The organism is Brevibacillus sp. FIR094, from assembly GCF_050477165.1.
Taxonomy (GTDB): Bacteria; Bacillota; Bacilli; order Brevibacillales; family Brevibacillaceae; genus Brevibacillus.
The window spans coordinates 62089-81587 of the sequence record NZ_JBEAES010000005.1 but is presented as its reverse complement, the minus strand read 5'-3'; the positions used below and the strand labels follow the sequence as shown (position 1 = coordinate 81587).

Genomic DNA, 19499 nt, shown 5'->3' with positions numbered 1-19499 from the left:
AATTACTTCCAGAGGAAAGGTGATGCATCAAAAAACGGCTGCGGATTTACATACGTATTACCCACTAACATGCCGTAATGAAGGTGAGGACCTGTAGAAAAACCGGTGCTACCCATTTGTCCAATCACCTGTCCCTGTTTCACTTCTTGCCCTGTCTTGACATCTAGCTTGGACAAGTGAGCATATATGGAAAAAATATTTAACCCGTGATCGATGATGATCGTATTGCCTGTTAAGTATAAAGAGTCGGCCAGAACCACTTTCCCATGGTTACTCGCCCCAATTGGCGTTCCTGTTTTGTTCGCGATGTCGATCGCCGAGTGCCGGTTGGCTGGTACACCATTTACTACGCGTTGGTAGCCGAATGGAGTCGTTAATTTTCCGACTGCTGGCTGTTTAAACGGCTCCGAGAAATACGGAATCGCTCTCGAATTTGATCTGGCTGCATTAATCTTTTTTTGATCGGCATTGATTCGATTGGTATCCTGTCGCATTTTGTTGAGCTGTTTACTTACCGTGAGCTTGTCTACTTCAAATGTTTTCGGTGCGATTGTCACAGATACGGAAAGTTTTTTGTCAGCAGAGGTGACTTTATAGGTCCCTGCTTTTGTGTTAAAAGGAATCGGGATAAACCGGGCATACTCATCCTGTGTCTTTTTCAAAGTATAGCTCTGAGAGAATACCGTTACGGTTTGTGGCTCTTTACTGCGTACAAAAATAACGTCCCCAGGATATGTTTTGGCTGGTGTTACGCTGATCGCTGGCTGTTCTTTCGTTGTTTGGGCGTAAACCCCTTCTGCTGTCTGGCTGAATATGCTTGTCCCAGAGACGAGCGTCAATGCTGTGACCAACATGAGACTAACCATTGATTTGAACATAGACATGCTCCCTCCCATTTTCTAGTATAACAAAACACTCCCTGAAAGGAAAAAGAAAAAGAAGGCTAATGAGCTAGCCTTCTCCAATCATTCCAAAATGTAATCTTACTGTTTCTTCGAATAATCCGACATCATTTCCATGATGGATTGCACGCCTGTAAGCATTTCGCTCGCACGTTTGGTTTTTTGCGAGATGCCTTCAAAATCAAGCAACCCTTTTTTTCGGTCGTTCCATCTTTTAAACAATTCTTCCGCCATACCGGGATTACTTTTGACCGCTCTAATCCGCATGGAATCTTCGAGAACCCACGCTTCAAATTCGGGATGCTTTTTTAAAAGTTCCTTTACTTCTTTTTTCTTCATAGCCGGACGTCGCTCCTTTCCACTGGACAAACGAGGATAGTTAACTGTTCGTTACACCATATGACTAGTCCGCGAATGTGCTTGTGTGTTTGCACCACACAGGAAAGAAAAAGGGCTTTTCATGGTAAACATAGAAAGGCCCCTAAAAAGGGACCTCTCTTCATCCAGCTATTAACTTGTCAGTACGTTAAACTTGGCGGCCTGCCATTTGTTGCTCAGCAAAGCTCACCAGACGCTTGGTAATTTCGCCACCTACAGAACCGTTTTGGCGAGAAGTAGTGTCTGGTCCGAGATTTACACCGAATTCAGATGCAATCTCATACTTCAGTTGATCCAAAGCTTGGTTCGCTTGAGGAACTACCAGATTGTTGGTTCCACCTTGGTTGTTAGCCATGATTGATTCCTCCCGACGCGTTTTTTCTCCCGGGACGGGTTTGAACCGTCAGCGTTTTGCTTCTCGCTTTGAGACCGGAAGTTGATTTCAAGAGGTGGTGTTGACCTCTTGTGGTACTATCATCCCACCGTAATCAAAGTACATGCACGTTTTCTTACGATATTTCAGTTGTAAAATCTGACAAGGTTGTCCCGCTCCTTTATGCTATAATGGTGCGTATAGTTTGGTAGTGAGAGGGGCAAGGTTTTGTGAGTAATTCAGGAAAAGTACTGCTCATCGATGGCATGAGCTTTTTATTTCGCGCCTTTTATGGTTCTGCTTGGGGTGGAGCCTATCGCCAGACTTCAACAGGTGTGTACACAAATGCGGTTTATGGATTTACAAAAATGATGCTCGATTACGCAGAGTTGACGCGCCCTACTCATCTTGTAGTGGGCTGGGATGTCGCTTCCCGCGAGTCTTTGGTGCGCAGTCAATGGTATGACGGCTATAAATCAAATCGCCAAGCGGCACCGGATGAGCTCATTCCACAATTCGATTTGGTCAAAGAAGTAACGGATGCGTTCTCAGTTCCGAACTTGGGTTGCCCAGGCTATGAAGGCGATGATGTATTGGGTACGCTCTCCACACGTCTTTCCGAAGAAGGACACGAGGTCATCATTGCAACGGGTGATTACGATAGCTTGCAGCTCATATCTGAGAAAGTTAGTGTAAAAATCCTGAAAAATGGTGGCAAACACGAGCATTATAATCCAGCGAGCCTCTTGGCATTGCGGGGAATTTCACCTGAACAGGTCGTTGACGTCAAAGCTTTAATGGGAGATGCATCCGATTGTATTCCAGGCTGCCCAGGTATCGGCGAGAAAACAGCGACAAAACTGATTACCGAGCATGGTGATCTGGACAACCTATATGTAAATCTGACAAATTGTACGCCTAAAATGCGCAGCAAACTGGAAGAGAATCGCGATCAGGTGTACTTGAGTAGAAAGTTGGCTACGATTATCCGGGATGTTCCGGTGGAATATACGCTGGAGGATGCCGTGTGGGAATACGATCGTCAAGTCGTTCAGAGCAAATTCGACGAGCTTGAATTCGGTCGTACGATGGCAGCGAGAGTCGGCTAATTAATTGGGGTCATGAACATCGGCTGAGAAGAAGCGGTCTTATCCACTTTTTTCAGCCGATTCCTTTATGCACTGCATAATCGCTCCGTCAGTGAAACCCACACGATTCGGCGATCCGTTTGGTCTCGGAATCTTCGTACCAAATTTTCCTCCTCCAGCCTACTAATTAAGCCTGAAGTTGTGCTGTTTGACAAATCAACAGCCTTGCTAATGTCCCCCATTGTTTTTGGCCCATTTCCAAGAGTTTCGAGAATCAATACTTGTTGCCAGTTGATTTCATTTGTCTCTAGCTCTTTTTGTGCAATATTTGAAAACAAGACATTGGCCCCCCGTATAAGCTTGGCCAGCTTGATCAGTTCCTTCATGGTGTCCTCCTTTTGCCATTTTCCTTGCCTAGCTACGCTCAGCATAAGCGAAACTATTAAAGAAAAAAGTGGGTAAGAGTTAAATTTTTTCTTAAGCTTCACAAAAAAATCCCGTCCCACGAGAGGAGACGAGATTTGGAAGTGACGTCGAATCACTTATTTGGCTGTTTGAAATACATCCAGGAGCAGTCCTGAATTCTCTTCCCCATCCGCTTCCCAGCTTGTCGCAAATTTGACGCGGTGAGAAACGCCCAGCAAATCATACGCTTGTACGAGATGCTGTCTCGCAGAACCCACAATCAAGCTGTGCAAACGTACTTGTTTCTGCTGGCCCAAAGAGATGAGTTTTTCTTGGACATAAGGAGAAATCCCCCCAATTCCATCTGTTACCATGACAAAATCTGCTCCACGCCACGCTTGTTCCTTTTCCACCAACTCGATAGCTCGCTTCATCGGGGCGTCGAAGTGAGTCCCACCGCCAAACGCCATTTGCGCCAAGCCATAAAAGGCAGGCCAATCAGGCTTTTTGTGATAGAGCGGTTGCTCTTTAATCTCGCCTTTTGCCCCGAACAAGAGGAGGATGAAATCACGCTTTTCCAGCATCGACAGGGCGGCAAACGTCATGAGGAAGATTTGCGCAAGCCGCAGTTTACTACCGCGCATCGAATGGGATGTGTCCAGCATGCAGATCACCGGACCTTTTGGCGGTTCTTCTACCCATCCCGTGGTATCGTAGGTCATGAGCTTTTGCTCCAACCACTTTAGCATGAAGTAGTTCTCGAAGTCCGGATCAGCGAGAAGCACTGCTTCACCAGGTAGCATATGTGCAATATCGCCCGATTGCCGCAAATCATAGTATTCCTCAGGAAAATGTCTGGAGCGAATTTCTTTGCGCTTCACACGGAAGCGATGGACTTGCCTGCCTACCTCATTCAGAAAAGCGACCAGGTCAGGATGGCGCTTCAATTTCTCAATCCATTTCAAATACTGCTCAAAGCTTTGTCTGCGCAGCTTGCCTAGCTCATGCCCCCAGCTTCGGTTGGCAAAACGCTGACTGGCCGTAAATATCTCTTCGATAAAAAGTGTATCGAGTTCTTCAGCGGATAGCGTCGCCTTTAACGATTGCTCCAGCCATTGTCCCAGCTCTTTTTCAAAAGCGGCGATCGCTTCCTTTTCTTGCTTTTGCAATCGATCTAGCTGCTTTTCCTTCTGAGCGAGGTCACTCTCCAGTTTTTTCACCTTTTCCAGAAGCTTGGTTCGTTTCGTGAACTGGACTTTCATTTCTTCTTGCAGCTCAGTAATGCGATTTTGCAAAGACAATACCTCTGCCCGCACCAACGGTTTGGTGTCCATCGCCTCTTGCTTGTCTTCCACTACCCGCTTCCCCTGTTGAAGCGTATAACCAACTAACTCAAGTTTAGCCTTTTGTTTATCTGTCAGTAGCTCGGAAAGCTGAGCTTGTTGACTTCCTTCCTGGCCTTTCTGGTCTTTTAAGCCAGTTAAGAGCGGAGAGGGCCGTTGATCCTTCTCCCGCTGCGTCACTTCCTCGGAAAACGTCTCTGTCAGCCACAGCAGGGCCTTAATTGCAGTTTTGAACGACGCACTTTCCTGCCCGACTGTACGAGGATGAATCATGCGTGTAAAATACTGCTTCATGAGCGTACGAATCATCCAATGATGAAAAGGAGTAGATTCTTGCGTCAGATCGATCTCCGGCTTTTCCAAATAAAAGACGAGGAAAAAATCGGCCAAGAGTTCCAAATCAAACCATGCTGCTCGTGCCCGCGCCTCATGAACCCATTCCTGAGCAGTGCGCGAAGCGGCGAGGTACGTTTCAAATACATAGCGATCAACACCACTAGCGCGAATGATCATACGAACTACCCCCTACAACGTAAAATCATAATCCGCCCCGGGGATTTCCTTGTCAAAAATCGTCCGATACGTGCGCTGTAGCTGCTGCAAAATCCGTTCGCCTTCAATTCGCAGGTACGAATATTTGACCGCGTATTTTTCTACATGGGGAATCAAGCGGTTTTTTTCCAGGACATAGGCATGCAGATCGTGCTCCCGCTTCTCCCACTGAATGAGACGATTACGCAAGTCTCTCGCTGTCTCTTCCACCTCATCGCGACTTTCCTCCAACAACCGGACATTGCGCTCCATCGCTTCCTTGCCCAGCTTTGCGCCGACTTCCTTTTTAAACTGGAACGCATGCAGCTCCGATTCTTTTTCCTTCCATTTATCTGCAATTTGTCCGAAGCGTTGGAGTGGCAATTCGTTCTCCATATCATTCTTCAGCATTTCCGTAAATTGTTGTTCAAACGCTTCTTGCATGACCGTCAAGTCCTCAGGAACATTCCACAGCATATGCGGAGTGAAAACCGTGTCCCAGATTGTCACCTGCTCACGTCCGTGCAAAGCGGCAGAAGTACGCCATACATGCGCGATTTTGCTCCAGCGACGGTCAGAGAGCACATACTCTTTTGCTTCCAGGTCTTGTTTTAGACGGTACAAGAAATAAATGATGGTTTCTGGAATGGCCACTTGCTTCGCTGCTGCTTGAATATCCTTCACGTCATACAGGGAGAACACAACGGGCAGAGGCGTCGTTGGCAATGAAAACATGCGCTCATAGCTTGCAGCATGCTTCAAATAGTGAACCTCATACCGGAACAAGAAACGGTCATACAGGGCGGTCAATTGATCATCGTCATCGGGAAGTTCGTTCGATGCAGCGATTAAAAACTGCAACGGAACCTCCTCTTTTTCTCTGCCATTGGAATAAATTCGTTCATTCAATATAGAAAGCAACGCATTCAGAATCGCGCTGTTCGCTTTGAAAATTTCGTCCAAAAACGCAAACTGAGCGTTGGGCAAATAGCCTGCTGTTTTTCGTACGTATTGATCCAATTTCAATTGTTGAAGGGAGACTGGACCAAATATCTCATCGGGCGTTGTAAAACGGGTAAGCAAATACTCAAACCAATGTTCCGATCCAAAAAGCTGAGAGACAGACCGTGCTAGTTGAGACTTGGCTGTTCCCGGCGGACCGATTAACAAAGCATTCTCCCCACTCATGATGCCAAGCATTAAAAGGCGAATCAATTCACTTCTTTCCAGGAAACGGCGCTCTAAAAGCTCAATTGCCTGGTCCATTTTACGTTGGATGGGTGTAGTCGAATTCATCGTAGTTGGCTGCACGACGGACTGGTTAAGGACGTCGATGTGCCGATCCCCCTCTCTTGCTTGGAACCCAAATATTCGTCATTCATTAATAGTGGCATATCATAGACAAAAATGCCAGTTTCTCACTTGATACACTTGTTGGCTCTAGGATGTGCGTTCACCCATGGCCTATTTTTCGCATATGTTGTGACATCAAGGTACTTTCATCGGAGTAACGAAAAAGGAGGGTGCGACATGGGAATCGAGCTTTTGTGGATACATGGTGTGTATGTCTTGTTCGTGATCGGCATTATTCTCTTCATGGTTTTGCGAAAAGATACGAGTCTGATCAGTATCGTAGGCATAGCGATCCTCGGTTTCGTCGCGACAGGGTCTGTGACAACAGCCGTCGGCGGAATATTCGGCAGCTTCATCTACGCGATTACCGAGCTTTTGCCGACGATTTTAGTGATCTGTATCATCGTTGCTATGAGTCATGTTTTGACCGATACAGGCGTAAATGAAACGATGATTCGACCGATGACCCATTTGGTTCGAAATCCTACATTGGCTTATTGGGTTATCGGGATCGTCATGATGGTCATTTCCTGGTTTTTCTGGCCTTCTCCAGCTGTAGCACTCATCGGTGCTGTCATGTTGCCCGTGGCATTGCGCGCTGGCCTGCCGGCGATGGGTGTCGCCGTTTCGATGAACTTATTCGGACACGGGATTGCACTGTCCGGCGATTATATTATTCAAGGGGCTCCTACTTTAACGGCCAAAGCTGCAGGAATTCCAGTGTCGGACGTGATTACGGCCAGTGTCCCTCTCGTTATCATTATGGGCGTCGTGACAACTGCAATCGCATTCTGGTATTTGAAAAAAGACATGAAGCTTGGTGTGCTTACGTCTCCCAAAGAAACAGTCGTACCCAATGATGTTTTCACTTCCGCACGAGTCCCTTTGTCACATAGCGTGCGTCGTACGTTGGCTGGACTTGTGCCGGTATTATTTATCCTCGATGTCGTGGCTATGTTTGCTTTAGATTTACGCGGAGGCGATGCAACGGCGCTTGTAGGCGGAACCGCCTTGCTCATTCTCATCATCGCTACGATGATCGCGCACAAGCAAAGTGGTCTTGAGCAAGTAACAACACATCTCATCCAAGGCTTTCAGTTTGGTTTTAAAGTATTTGGGCCAGTCATTCCGATTGCTGCTTTCTTTTATATGGGAGACAGTGGGTTTATCAAGGTGTTTGGGGAGGTCCTGCCGCAGGGTTCACATGGAATCGTGAATGACCTCGGCGTGGCGCTTGCACAGACGATTCCCATTAACAAGGAAGTAGCTGCTCTCACTGTATCCGCAGTGGGGGTCATTACAGGGCTGGATGGCTCAGGCTTTTCAGGGATTACGCTAGCTGGATCTTTGGCTCAGCTGTTCGCAACTGCTTTAGGTGCCGGTGCGGCTACGTTAACCGCGCTAGGACAAATTGCCGCCATCTGGGTCGGTGGTGGAACGATCATTCCTTGGGCATTGATTCCTGCTGCGGCAATTTGTGGCGTAGACCCTTTTGAACTGGCGAGACGAAATCTGTATCCCGTGGCGATCGGACTTTTGGTGACGACAATCGTAGCCATGTTTCTTCTATAAAATGTTGGTTTCTATACGCAAAAGTGAATGGTCATGTGCCATTCGCTTTTTTCCATGATTGGGTGTGAGATAGACAAGTTTTCTCATTCTGTTTTTCTCCGAAACTCATACACTTGTACTAGCATCTATTTAGATGGGAAAGGAAAAAAACAGTATGAAGTTGTGGGGAAAAAGTATCCAGGTCGCAGCAACGTACATTGGAACCGTCGTAGGCGCAGGGTTTGCGAGCGGTCAAGAAATTCTCGCGTTTTTCACCGCCTACGGCCATGCCGGAACAATCGGCATCCTGCTCGCCACTTCTCTTTTTGTTTGGCTGGGCTACAAGATGATGCTAATCGCTCATCAATTGCGCACACCCTCCTATGAATCCTTTAATCAAAAACTGTTTGGACCGATGATTGGTCGTGCGATGAATATTTTGGTCTTTCTCACCCTTTTTGGTGTAACGACTGTCATGTTGGCAGGAGCGGGTTCGGTCTTGGAGGAGCAGTTTGACATTCCGTATTTGATCGGGACCACAGCCACGGTGTTGTTCGCGCTGTTGCTTCTACGAAAAGGGTTGGAGCAACTACTCGTCGTGAATGCGATTGTCGTTCCTTCCATGTTATTGTTCGCTTTGCTCATTTTGCTGGATGGCACCGCAGAATCTCCCATGCCTCTCTCACCCCCATCCGATTACTCCTTCTTATGGAAAACAGTCTTATACGTGTCCTTTAATCTGGCCATGGCCCAATCCGTACTTATCCCAATCGGCTATGCGATCCGCGACAAGGTCGTTTTGCTTCGGGCGGCCGTCATTGGAGGGGTCGTGCTTGGATTCATGCTCCTCGTCGTCCATACTGCCATGTTGGCCAACTGGGACGATGTCCGTCTCATGAATATCCCAATTCTTTTTGTAACCGATCAATGGAACGAGTGGCTCCAGCTGTTCTTTGTTTTCGTGCTCTATTCCGAGATATTTACCACACTGATTTCCAACGTGTTCGGGATTGGTCAGCAGCTGCGTGAATTATTGGACGTTCCGGAATCGCGGCTTTACTTGTATTTATTCTCTACTTCTTTCGTATTGTGCCTGATTGGGTATAGTCAGCTGCTCATGTTTTTGTATCCGTTGTTTGGGTATTTGGGGTTGTCTACACTTTGTCGGATTTCGGTTCCAGGGACTATTCCTCGGCATAGATTTTAAAAACGGACGGCCACTCTTCAAATCAAGATCAACATCACATAATGTTCGTGTTTAGGGGAGCTGTTTGCGATAACCAAAAGTATTACCCCCGAGAATTTTTTAACAAAGTGAGTTAAGTATTCAATTTTTACGAACAATTTTAATTTATATTAATATATGGTTCGGAAAAATACCAATTGCGTTTCTCAACAGTCATTCACATATGTACCTATACTTAAAGGCCGACTCTCCGCCGTGAAGCAGTCGGCTTTTTACTATAAATGATCAATTGATTACTTTTTATCCATTGGCTGACCGCTACCCTGTCAATGTTGGTTTGTTTTTCCCACTGCTCATCATCCCTCCTTTTCACTTGCGACTCGCTTCTTTGATCATATCTCCAATTATTCCCACCCGCTCGCTTTCGTTTTGTTGATTTGTACCCGCCAGAGCTTTCTCTTTTGGAACTCTTTCATTTGTTTGCAACAAATGGTATCATTTGTCACGATTGAACCGTCATATTGTAAGACTAACCTCATCAACGTACTAGAAAGGAACTCCTATCATGAAATTTTCTACCCTGTTAAAAACCATGCTCGCTCTGTTCCTTACGTTCGTCTCTACTTCGCCAATCAAGGCCGAAGAGCAGCAAGACCCATCAAGAGAACCGCAATTACCAGTGGTGTATCAAAACCTGCAAATCCCGTCTCATTTGACAGAGCCATTCTTTCTTTTCACGAAGCAACCACTTTACAAGCACGATTCACCTCCAAAGGCTTACACCATGTCATTGGTTTCACCGTCTGGAAAAGTAATAAAAAGCAAGTACCTCGTTTATAAAAGTGAAGTGTACCCGCTCCGAAATGGGTACGGTTATTTTTATAATGGCAGCTTTTTTAAGCATGTGGAATATTTGGTCTACGATAAGCAGGGCAACGTTTCACTGATGGGTACCTGTTGCGATGTTGCTTTCAAGCAGATAAATGGGGAATGGTTTACGGGTACGGACTATCCGGGAAACCTGCCGTATCTGTACAATGCCAAAACAGGGAAAATTACCAAGAAGTTTCCGGACTCGGATCATCCATTCTACTTAGCCGAGCCGACTACGAAAACGTTTGATCCGTATTTCTTGCCCTATGGTGAAATGGTAAAAGACGCAAAAGGGGACGAATACTACAAGATGGGCATGAGAAATATTCATGGAAAAATACTGAGCAAGCCATTTTTTGATGAATATTTCGGATATGGTGAAGGCTGGCATTGTGTGAAAATAAACGGCCAAACGCATTTTATCAGCAAGGAAGGCAAAATTATGCAGATAAAGTCGTCTCCCCTCAACAATATGTGCTAAATAAGCCAGAACAAATGAAAGAACTCAAGCAGACGGGACAATTGTTCCATACTGATTCCCAGATCATTGCGAACACAGCTAACAATCAAAGCTTCAACTTTCCACATCAATTGCTGATTAGCCCTACGAATGAGACAGTCGCCATCGAGTACACCATCTCGGGGACCAAAAAGATTGGCGTGTATACGCATGACGGCAAGCTGATCTATGAGGAGATTATCAAATAAGTAGGTACAGTGAGCCTGGCTTCTCTAAAATACTCAATCTAACGAATAAAAGCACGACAATACCCTGCTTAACAGGAGGTATGGTCGTGCTTTTCCTATCAAAATTCCCTTGGTCTCCCAAGTGATAATGCAGTTATTCCAATCCCGCAGGCTTTTCCCTTCCATCCAACGGATACCAGCGAAGCACATCACGCGGAGGGCTTGCCAACCCTTCCTCCAACAAGACACACTTCCAAATTTCATCCCCCGGCCCATCGGTAGTATCGCCGTCATTGATAACAGGACCATTCTCGTATACATAGTTCGATATATTACGCAGGAAACTCGCGACCTCATTCGGATCGTAGGCATCCCCATTAAATACCGCCTCATGATCGATCACATCCAACTGCTGCATGCCGACGGTATCCATCAAGAGCCATCCCTCTGGAAGATTGAACAACCGGACATTGGACCATAGCTCCAGCGGAAGAAGCTGGATTTGCTCATATCGTTGATTCATCTCTTGTATCAGCTCGGCAGACGCGAGGCACTCTCCATTTGGATTAAAAAAGCAGAGTGCTTCTGGCATTTTCAACAGCGACTCGGCGATGGCGGTGACAGTCATCAACTCCGAGAGCGATTCATAATCCTCAGGCAGTACTGGAGCCTGATCGTCCGACTCTCCCAATACGAAAGAAGAACGAATACGGATAAACGCTCCGTGCTCGGATGCGGCTTGCTGCCCTTCTGGAAACCCCCACGACTGCTGAGTTGCCCGCTCCAGGCTATTTGAGAACGTAAACGGTCCGAAAAAGCCCATCGACCAAGCTCCAAATAGCATCGTATCTTCTGCCGGATCTCCCATACTATCTGGCCAAGGCTTATCGACGACATCGACCTGAATATATCCGTTTACTTCTGGACGGTACGGAATAAGCAAGCTAGGGCCGCTGAACACCCATTGGTCGAACGTTTCTATGATATTCGCAATTTCGAATTGATCCTTGAGCCTGTCTGCTATTTTGTGAATCGGAACCGCCGTTGACAGCAGGACGGCAACTCCTTGAGAATACATACCTTTTGGCATATCGTCATCTTCTTTCCCTTGTATTTTTATGAGTCATGGCGAATTTACGTAACTGTAAATCCGATTGCTTGAAGCTCCTTGATCGCGATTTCCAGATCAACGTCCGGATTCAGCTCCGTAATCATCTCTTTGGTAATGGCAGCATTTGAAAACGCGAAACCAACTACATCAGGCGAAACCTTCACCTCGTAGTAAGCCTCTGCCGACTCTACATAGTCTTCTGGAATATCATAAATCATCCCAAGCAAAAAATCTGATCCATCATCCAGCCCTTGCGGATTATGTACGTCTCCCGTTTTCCACACGTGATCAGTAGATTCTCGCCATAAGCAAAACGTAACGTCCTCTTTGGTCAACGCTTCGTCATCCAGTAGATGAAGCAAAGCGGGAGGGACTTGCTCATAGATGCCTGGCCAAACCTCGTATTCTTCCCTAGCATGAGGACTCATTTCCGATTCATGATCGAATCCTTTTACAATGACACCCTCGGGGGTGAATAGAATGTAAAGATCGTCGCCTGCTCCGTTGTTAATGCTCGCGAATGTTGTGTTTTCATCCCACTCTGGATCGAACTGATATCTGCGCAGCCATTCCTCTTGGCTCATTAGAATATCCAGAGCACTCAAGACGAGCATGCGCTGTTTTAGTACTTCAGGTTGTAGGAAAGTCTTTGGCCAACTTTTCATTTGCATCCACCTTTACGATTTAGATATTCGGTTCATCGCAGCAAATGGCTGCCCCAAACAAATCAAATGATGCTCCCTCTAATCCCAATCCAAAAAACCTTCCACGGACAACTTTTCCTCCCCGCATTCGGGACAAGTCGGCGAATACCCGTGATCTAGCTCCTTGTCAATCGGTATAGATGGCATTTTCTCTGAACATCGTGGACAATCATAGCTTTGTATATACGAATCAGTGTCCGACTGCAAGTGCAAATAGTGGGCATTTAGCAGGTATTTGCATTTTTCGCAAACATATAGACCATGGAAGCAGTTATACTTCGTACGATCGTCCTTCATAAATTCTCGGATGCGCTCCTTGCCAGCTTGATCTTCGAACCATTCTTCGATTTCGCTCAAATAACCATATCTGAACCCAACGCCCACGTATACAATCAGCTTGTATGAGCAACATCCACAATGCAGCTTATAAGCTACTCCCATGATATCCCCCTCCCATGTGAGAAAATTCTCTTCAAGATGTGAGTAGTACATCTAGCAGACTAAAGCCAATATTGACCAACACAACCACAACTACGCCGCGAACACTAACGCCACCAAGCTTTCGTGTATCTTCTATATCAAGCATGGCGTTTTTACTGTGCGCTTTTTTTATTTTCCGAACAGCCGAAACATAGTATAAAAAATTGCCGGTTAGTCCAAATAGCGCACGTTGAAATAATGCGAAGAGTATGTACACTTCATTAAAGGTAGCATCATCGAGTGCCATTGCCCCCAAGGCAAAACCCACAAAGAGGTTCACCAAATAAATAACGGTCGCCCATCCATACATCTTCCGATAGGCAAACCACGCTACGCCAAAAAGTGCTGCTCCCCAATTCCATGAGAGTCCTTTTGCCCGCCAAGCCTCCAGATAGTACTTATGATGGTGGACATAGGAGGATAAGAAATTCACTGTAAGCTGAGTACCCAAGATTTCTCCCCCAAAACTATTTATCTTTATCTCGATCCTCTTGTAATTGACTTATCCATTTTTTTATTTGTTCCTCATCGAAAATGATGATTTGGTTTCCGTTCTGAGGTCTGTCCACCCAACATTCTCCGATCTCAATTGCTGTATCGATTGTCTCCTCGTCTGTTTTCGCAAATAAATCTTCTTCATCTGAGCGCCATCTAGACCAAAACAGCCAACACCATTTTGCCATTTCTTCATGGGTAAGTTTACTTGTTCTTGATTTTTCAAGTAGTCGAAGAAGACTCTCTTTGTTGTGAGGATAATCCTCCAGGTTGATCATGAACACGACAGCCACTTCCATTTCAAATTTGAATCCAAGCCGCAACGCCCACTCATTATACCAGAAATAACCAAGCCATTCGACTTCAGCCCAATTGTGGATGGGACATTTCAAGGAGGAACAAAAATGAGCAACTATACAGGGAAAAAAGCAGTCGTAACTGGAGTACACATGGTATGGGCTTGGCCGTGGCAAAAGCATTGCTGGCAGGCGGCGCCGAGGTCATCGTCTCTGGCCGCAATCCGAAGAATGTCGAAGAAGCAAAACGTGATCTGGGCGAACGGGCACATGTTGTGGTGTCTGATGTATCGAGCATGAAGGATGTGCAAGCATTCGGAGACTATGTGGAAAAGCATTTTGGCAAGATCGATTTTCTCCATGTGAATGCAGGCACTTCCATTCTGGAACCGTTTTTGGAAGTCACTGAGGAGACCTACGATCGGATTTTTGAGGTAAATACGAAAGGGGCATTTTTTACCGTCCAATGCTTGGCGCCGCTTATTCATGAAGGAGGTTCGATCGTTTTTACATCTTCCGTAGCAGATGAAGGCGGCTACCCCGGCATGAGCGTATACAGTGCATCCAAAGCGGCATTGCGTTCCTTGGCCTCCGTGTTTGTGGTGGAGCTGCTAGACAAGGGTATTCGCGTCAATGTCGTGAGTCCCGGCTTCATTGATACGCCTTCCATGGGAGTCGCCGGTTTCACGGATGCAGAACGCGCTACCTTCCAGGAGCTTGGCGATAAGGTTACACCAATGAAACGTCATGGTTCATCAGAAGAAGTGGCAAAAGCGGTGCTTTTCCTCGCCTTTGACGCTACCTTTACCACTGGTGCGAGGTTAACTGTGGATGGCGGTATCGGGCAACACTTGCATTCCTTGTAAAAATACGGCCCCGAAGCAGCTGATCGCTTCGGGGCCGTGACCATGAACTAGCTCGTAACCGTGACCATAAACTAGCACTTTTTTCCACGGGTAATTGAGATTTGCCTCTCCAAGGTTTTCTTCCATTCCTGGAGTGCCTCAATCTGTTCGTTCATCCAGTCGTTCTGCCTGTAGCAAGCCCTTTTCTTCATAATGGCGGATCGATCGGGTACTGACATTGGTTAATTGGGATAATTCGCTTATTTTCACGCAGCAAAGGACCTCCTCTTATAAAAATGCTATCCCAATTATATGCCAAAATGTGAGGGTATCCTTATCGTTTTTGATTACGAATCTATGATTGTATTTTCGTTGATTTTTGACCTGCTTTTGACGAAAAGCAATGTCGCTCCCATCAGCATCACAAATAATGCTACTACGGCAAAAGGCAGATACTTATTCAGCTGGTAAAGGCTTGTGCTGAGAATCGGTGCGATGACAGCGGAAATTCCTTGGACCGATGCCACAAGTCCCGCAACGCCTCCTTGCTGTTCACGAGCAACTGCAACGGAAGCCCCTGCCATAAACCCTGGCATCATAAGCCCAGCTCCAACACCAAACAAGAAAAATGCCACGTAATAGACGATCACATTGATGGAGAAAAGGAAGAGAGCCAAGCTGATTATTAGTAGCACCGCCCCAAAAAGAATGAGCGATCTTGGTTGCCATTTTGGATTTTTCATTTGCAGTCCTTGTGTAACAATCATCGCTACGCCAGAAATCATAAGGCCTACGGATAACATTCTGGCGGTTTCCTTTGTTGTCAAAGACAACTGATCCTGAAAATAAAATCCTCCAACGACTTGTAAGGTGATAATGCTGAGCATCGTTGCCAAACCGGCAAACAAATATAAGGGGAGACCTTTTTGAAAAGGATTCACTTTGGGAGGTTTCTCGTGAATAATGGGTTTTTGAGCTGGAATCAAGAAGCACACGATGCCTAAAGCGACAAGCGGCAACAGTGCACCGATGTATAATGGCCAAATCAGACCAATCAGCGCAAAGGCTGCAGCAATCGCTGGACCAAGAACAAGCCCCATCCCATTGGCTGCACCGATTAAGGCCATTCCTGCCGCTCTACCATTTTCGCTCGTGATATCCGCTATATACGCCTGCGCTGCAGATGGAACCGCCGGGATAAACATACCGATCAATCCGCGTGCCACAATGAGCAATATAACGAGAAGCCAGCCACTTATTACCTGCGATAATCCTGCGTACATTGTCGCTGTGAACAAGACATAACTCACAAACATTCCAAGGAAACCAATGACAATGACCGCTTTCCTTCCTTTGAGATCGCTTAACCGCCCCCAGACAGGTGCCATCACCGCCATTGCAATAGAACCGAGTGAAATAATGAGGCCAGAGTGAATTTCACTGAGGCCTAATTCACGGATAAGCGGCGGCATTACGGGGGCAATAATCATCAACCCCACCATCGCAACAAATACACTTAAAAACATACTAAAACGGATTCGAAACATCGCACATCCTTCTCCTTCCAAAGTGCACGCTTTTTAATCAAAATCGTAAAAGAAATGCGTGACCGCTACTACCTAAGAACGGAGAGTTAATGCCCCGAAACGGATTTTGTTTGTCGCTGTGCTTGAATCAATAAGGCAATTGAATAATAAACCGAGTCCCTTGATATTGATTGCTTTCCACTTCGATTGACCTTGATGGGAGAGGATTAATTGTTTGGCTATCGCAAGACCTAAGCCTGTCCCTCCACTCTCTTGTTCGCGCATCATCGGTACGGTAAAACCGATCGAATACGAGCTACTAATTCTCTCAATGAAAAAGGCTTGATAAGATAATCATCCGCTCCCATTTCAAGACCGATGATCTTGTCTATCTCTTCTGATTTAGCCGTTACCATAATGATGCCAACGCTACTTTTCATCCGTAATTCGCGGCAAACATCGAGTCCACTAACAAAATGGTATCGGCCATCATTTCACTTCCCTTTTTACTCACTTCTTCTCGTCATTATATCCCACTATTTGTAGATGGATGGATGATCACAATAAGCGCAAAGGATCGTCATAAGTTCACAACATTTCTTTGTTACCGTTACGTTAGCTGAAAATTGGACAGCATCTCTTGCAGAGATGGTCGAGGCTATGGGCTACGCGACTTTACACAATCAGGATTTTCAGACCACATGGTTGTCGATGATTGTCTTGGCAAGTTTCAGCTACCTAATTAGGTAGCCTCAATCACTTATGATTAATGGGGCTCTATAAGAAAAAGCTTATATGTGAACGCCAGAATTTTTTACATGATAAATAATGTTTGATCGTTCTATCGTGTCAATATCAATAGGAGGGAGTAAAATACTATCACCTAGCAGGGTTAACGAAGGTGTTTTTGCGTTAGCTGAATTGGTAGCATTTATATGAAGTGCACTTCCCCCGATATAAGGTCCGTCAACTATTTCATCCATTAATTGGCTGTCTGTAAGGATAACTTTATCAGAAGTGACATTTCCCGTTGATTTAATATTTACATTTCCACTTGATATAGAAATAGATTCACTTATATCTAAAATTTCATCCATTAATTCACCATCTGTCATGAGAACCTCGCTTAGTTGAGACCCCTTTTTGTCGAAATTTCCTGTATCATTTATAGAAACATTAACGCTACTTCGTATTCCATTAGCTGCATCTACTATCTCATCAACTAATTCACCACCAATAATTTCAAGTTTATTTCCTGAAACTTTAGCCGATGAGGTCATGGTAAGATTCATAACTGTATTGGTAAAATCATCCTCAATATCCACAGCTTCATCAATTAGTTCACCTTCGATAATTTTTAATTCTTCACAATCTATATTACTAGTATTGTTCAGATTTATTTTTATTGTAGAAGCATTAGAAATTTCACTATCGATTACCTCGTCAACTAATTCACCTTCTTCAATAAACAACTGTTTTCCATAAAAATTTGAAGAATCATTAAAATCTATTTGAATATTCGAAGAATAATATCCCTCTCCATCTAAGGTTTCATCAATTAACTCACCTTCATAAACAGATAATATGGGACTAGTAACATTTGAAGACCTTAATAAATTAACATTTATACTCGAAGTATAAATATTTTCCATATCAAGCATTTCATCAATAAGCTCACCATCTTCTACTACTACCTTAGTCAGTGCATTAACGTTTCCAGTATCAACAAATTTCACTTCAATTGCACTAGATTTGATGTCTTCAGAGTCAATTAATTCATCGATTAATTCACCATCCGTAATTTTAATTGATTTTGATGATACGTTACTAGAGTTTTCAACATTGAGATTTATTTCACTATTCGAAATCACTCTACCATCTATGATTTCATTAATTAATTGCCCTTTATATATTCGAAGTATTCCCTCATTTTCACCTGATTTCGATTTAATGTTAGCGCTATTCGTAATATTCACATTGATCTCTCCGGAGTTAATAGTTGTGGAACCTGAATCAGAAAGTACGTTAATAACACTTTCAATCAAACTTCCACCACCAATATGTAATGTAGAGTCATTATTAGCTAAAGTAACATTTGCTGAATTGTTGATATTTACGTTTACTCTACTTTTAGAAGCAATCGTTCCAATTATTAAGTCTTTAATGAAAGCTGGCTCTATAGTTGATGTATCTTCAAGAATATTATCATTTTCATCGTAGTTTTTTTCTCCTACAATAAGAGTGTTTAAAAGTTCTACATTGGCGCTATTATCAATATTTATAGTAACTGAGGCGCCTTCCCCTATATTTCTTATTAAACTAGGGATAAGCGAACTTGAGTCTGTATCAAAATGAAAATTATCAAACGTTACATTTTTATAGTTTGAAATAGAAATGACTATGTTTGAATTTGGCTCTATATCAATTGGTGATGGTGAATGAAATGGAGTTATTTCACCACCGTCTTTTTGTATATAAATGCCCTCATACTTATTACTTATTGAACTAAGTCTAAGGGAGGCGGAAGGGATAGGTAGTTCTTTATCATAGGTTATGTTTCCAGATCCAGTTTCTTTAAGAATTAAGTTCCCAACTTTTTCTACATGTATATCACCGGATCCATCATCAATTAAGACTTTTTGTTTAACATTTTTAACAGTTATATTACCGGCATCATTTGTAATATCAACATTACCATGGACTCCGTTAACATGAACATCGCCGGATCTATCTACTATTTTTATGGAACTATTGATATTTCTTAAATCAATACTACCAGAGCCATCCCCTATATCTAATGTTTGATTTGAGCTTGGAGCATCCAAAAGATTACTATTATTGACTTTTATATTCCCTGATTTGTCTTTTATTGATAAATTACTTGTGTTTTCAATATAAATGTCTTCTTCATTATCAGTAATAGATATTTCTCCAGAAAGATCATATAATTCAAGGATGCTTTTTTTTTCAAAAATTTCGATAGGTAAATTAGGTGGCAAAGTAATTACTAATTCTATTATTTCTTTATTTTCAACCTTTCGATTTATTGATAAATATGCGATACCCTTATCTTGAGTTAAGTTAAAGTCTATATTTTCAGGATTATTTATAGTTGTTAAATTAGCATCTATAGATCTAGCATTAGAAGTGCCTCGAATCGTAAGTTTGTTGATGGAAGAATGAATAACCAATTTTGTTATATTGTTTTGAGATATAGGCAATTGTTTGGCATAGGTAAGATTTGGAGTTATAAAGATAGAAGTGAAAAATAAGATAAGAAGAAGAAAAAATGAGATTTTTTTCATGAAATCCCTCCTGGTAAGATTTGGTTTTAATGTAATTATATAATTAAATGTGCACGGCGAAAGTCTT

At 44.0% G+C, this 19499-nt stretch carries 20 protein-coding genes and 1 pseudogene; 6 read left to right on the top strand and 15 right to left on the bottom strand.

Going from position 1 to position 19499, the window contains the following annotated elements:
• Window positions 1-2 precede the first annotated feature (2 nt).
• The 3 genes from ACQ5DJ_RS05680 to ACQ5DJ_RS05670 form a co-directional block, all read right to left on the bottom strand.
• Window positions 3-878, bottom strand: coding sequence for a M23 family metallopeptidase (locus tag ACQ5DJ_RS05680; RefSeq protein WP_429841580.1), 876 nt, complete (start codon window positions 876-878; stop codon window positions 3-5).
• 105 nt (window positions 879-983) lie between these two features.
• Entirely contained in the window at window positions 984-1241 is a 258-nt protein-coding gene (locus tag ACQ5DJ_RS05675) for a hypothetical protein (RefSeq protein WP_376900776.1), read from the bottom strand.
• Window positions 1242-1428: 187 nt separating this feature from the next.
• Complete coding sequence (locus ACQ5DJ_RS05670) at window positions 1429-1635, bottom strand: alpha/beta-type small acid-soluble spore protein (RefSeq protein WP_007729231.1); 207 nt, start codon at window positions 1633-1635, stop codon at window positions 1429-1431.
• A 248-nt stretch (window positions 1636-1883) separates the two neighbouring features.
• Here ACQ5DJ_RS05670 and ACQ5DJ_RS05665 point away from each other — a divergent pair, with 248 nt between their 5' ends.
• Entirely contained in the window at window positions 1884-2762 is an 879-nt protein-coding gene (locus ACQ5DJ_RS05665) for a 5'-3' exonuclease (protein WP_429841579.1), read from the top strand.
• 65 nt (window positions 2763-2827) lie between these two features.
• Here the strand turns inward: ACQ5DJ_RS05665 and ACQ5DJ_RS05660 are convergent, their stop codons facing one another.
• The 3 genes from ACQ5DJ_RS05660 to ACQ5DJ_RS05650 form a co-directional block, all read right to left on the bottom strand.
• Window positions 2828-3127: a MarR family winged helix-turn-helix transcriptional regulator gene (locus tag ACQ5DJ_RS05660; protein ID WP_429841578.1), complete on the bottom strand. Its 300-nt coding sequence runs from the start codon at window positions 3125-3127 to the stop codon at window positions 2828-2830.
• Between the two features lie 156 nt (window positions 3128-3283).
• The gene (locus ACQ5DJ_RS05655; RefSeq protein ID WP_429841577.1) at window positions 3284-5002 is read right to left on the bottom strand and encodes a hypothetical protein; all 1719 of its coding nucleotides are present in this window, start codon (window positions 5000-5002) and stop codon (window positions 3284-3286) included.
• A 12-nt stretch (window positions 5003-5014) separates the two neighbouring features.
• Window positions 5015-6316 (bottom strand): AAA family ATPase, encoded by a 1302-nt coding sequence (locus ACQ5DJ_RS05650; protein ID WP_429841576.1) that lies wholly within the window; start codon window positions 6314-6316, stop codon window positions 5015-5017.
• A 234-nt stretch (window positions 6317-6550) separates the two neighbouring features.
• On the opposite strand from ACQ5DJ_RS05650, the gene ACQ5DJ_RS05645 reads away from it, so the two are divergent.
• From ACQ5DJ_RS05645 to ACQ5DJ_RS05630, 4 genes are all read left to right on the top strand, one after another.
• Window positions 6551-7945 (top strand): hypothetical protein, encoded by a 1395-nt coding sequence (locus ACQ5DJ_RS05645; protein WP_429841575.1) that lies wholly within the window; start codon window positions 6551-6553, stop codon window positions 7943-7945.
• 154 nt (window positions 7946-8099) lie between these two features.
• Window positions 8100-9131, top strand: a complete 1032-nt coding sequence (locus ACQ5DJ_RS05640) for a YkvI family membrane protein (RefSeq protein ID WP_429841574.1) — start codon at window positions 8100-8102, stop codon at window positions 9129-9131.
• Between the two features lie 544 nt (window positions 9132-9675).
• The gene (locus ACQ5DJ_RS05635) at window positions 9676-10464 is read left to right on the top strand and encodes a hypothetical protein (RefSeq protein ID WP_429841573.1); all 789 of its coding nucleotides are present in this window, start codon (window positions 9676-9678) and stop codon (window positions 10462-10464) included.
• 14 nt (window positions 10465-10478) lie between these two features.
• Window positions 10479-10691: a hypothetical protein gene (locus ACQ5DJ_RS05630; protein ID WP_429841572.1), complete on the top strand. Its 213-nt coding sequence runs from the start codon at window positions 10479-10481 to the stop codon at window positions 10689-10691.
• 133 nt (window positions 10692-10824) lie between these two features.
• Here the strand turns inward: ACQ5DJ_RS05630 and ACQ5DJ_RS05625 are convergent, their stop codons facing one another.
• From ACQ5DJ_RS05625 to ACQ5DJ_RS05605, 5 genes are all read right to left on the bottom strand, one after another.
• The gene (locus ACQ5DJ_RS05625) at window positions 10825-11760 is read right to left on the bottom strand and encodes a DUF4261 domain-containing protein (protein ID WP_429841571.1); all 936 of its coding nucleotides are present in this window, start codon (window positions 11758-11760) and stop codon (window positions 10825-10827) included.
• A 44-nt stretch (window positions 11761-11804) separates the two neighbouring features.
• Window positions 11805-12446: a hypothetical protein gene (locus ACQ5DJ_RS05620; RefSeq protein WP_429841570.1), complete on the bottom strand. Its 642-nt coding sequence runs from the start codon at window positions 12444-12446 to the stop codon at window positions 11805-11807.
• Between the two features lie 78 nt (window positions 12447-12524).
• Entirely contained in the window at window positions 12525-12926 is a 402-nt protein-coding gene (locus tag ACQ5DJ_RS05615) for a hypothetical protein (protein WP_429841569.1), read from the bottom strand.
• A 31-nt stretch (window positions 12927-12957) separates the two neighbouring features.
• Window positions 12958-13416 carry a DUF2628 domain-containing protein gene (locus tag ACQ5DJ_RS05610; RefSeq protein ID WP_429841568.1) on the bottom strand — a complete coding sequence of 153 codons (459 nt, stop codon included), beginning with the start codon at window positions 13414-13416 and terminating at the stop codon, window positions 12958-12960.
• Window positions 13417-13432: 16 nt separating this feature from the next.
• Entirely contained in the window at window positions 13433-13738 is a 306-nt protein-coding gene (locus ACQ5DJ_RS05605) for a hypothetical protein (RefSeq protein ID WP_429841567.1), read from the bottom strand.
• 176 nt (window positions 13739-13914) lie between these two features.
• On the opposite strand from ACQ5DJ_RS05605, the gene ACQ5DJ_RS05600 reads away from it, so the two are divergent.
• Entirely contained in the window at window positions 13915-14622 is a 708-nt protein-coding gene (locus ACQ5DJ_RS05600; protein WP_429841566.1) for an SDR family oxidoreductase, read from the top strand.
• A gap of 138 nt (window positions 14623-14760) precedes the next feature.
• Here the strand turns inward: ACQ5DJ_RS05600 and ACQ5DJ_RS05595 are convergent, their stop codons facing one another.
• From ACQ5DJ_RS05595 to ACQ5DJ_RS05580, 4 genes and pseudogenes are all read right to left on the bottom strand, one after another.
• Window positions 14761-14871: a MerR family DNA-binding transcriptional regulator gene (locus ACQ5DJ_RS05595; protein WP_429841565.1), complete on the bottom strand. Its 111-nt coding sequence runs from the start codon at window positions 14869-14871 to the stop codon at window positions 14761-14763.
• A 77-nt stretch (window positions 14872-14948) separates the two neighbouring features.
• Window positions 14949-16148: an MFS transporter gene (locus ACQ5DJ_RS05590; protein ID WP_429841564.1), complete on the bottom strand. Its 1200-nt coding sequence runs from the start codon at window positions 16146-16148 to the stop codon at window positions 14949-14951.
• A 275-nt stretch (window positions 16149-16423) separates the two neighbouring features.
• Window positions 16424-16600: pseudogene (locus tag ACQ5DJ_RS05585) on the bottom strand (response regulator); the annotation flags it as partial.
• Window positions 16601-16918: 318 nt separating this feature from the next.
• Complete coding sequence (locus ACQ5DJ_RS05580) at window positions 16919-19432, bottom strand: hypothetical protein (RefSeq protein WP_429841563.1); 2514 nt, start codon at window positions 19430-19432, stop codon at window positions 16919-16921.
• Window positions 19433-19499: the final 67 nt, after the last annotated feature.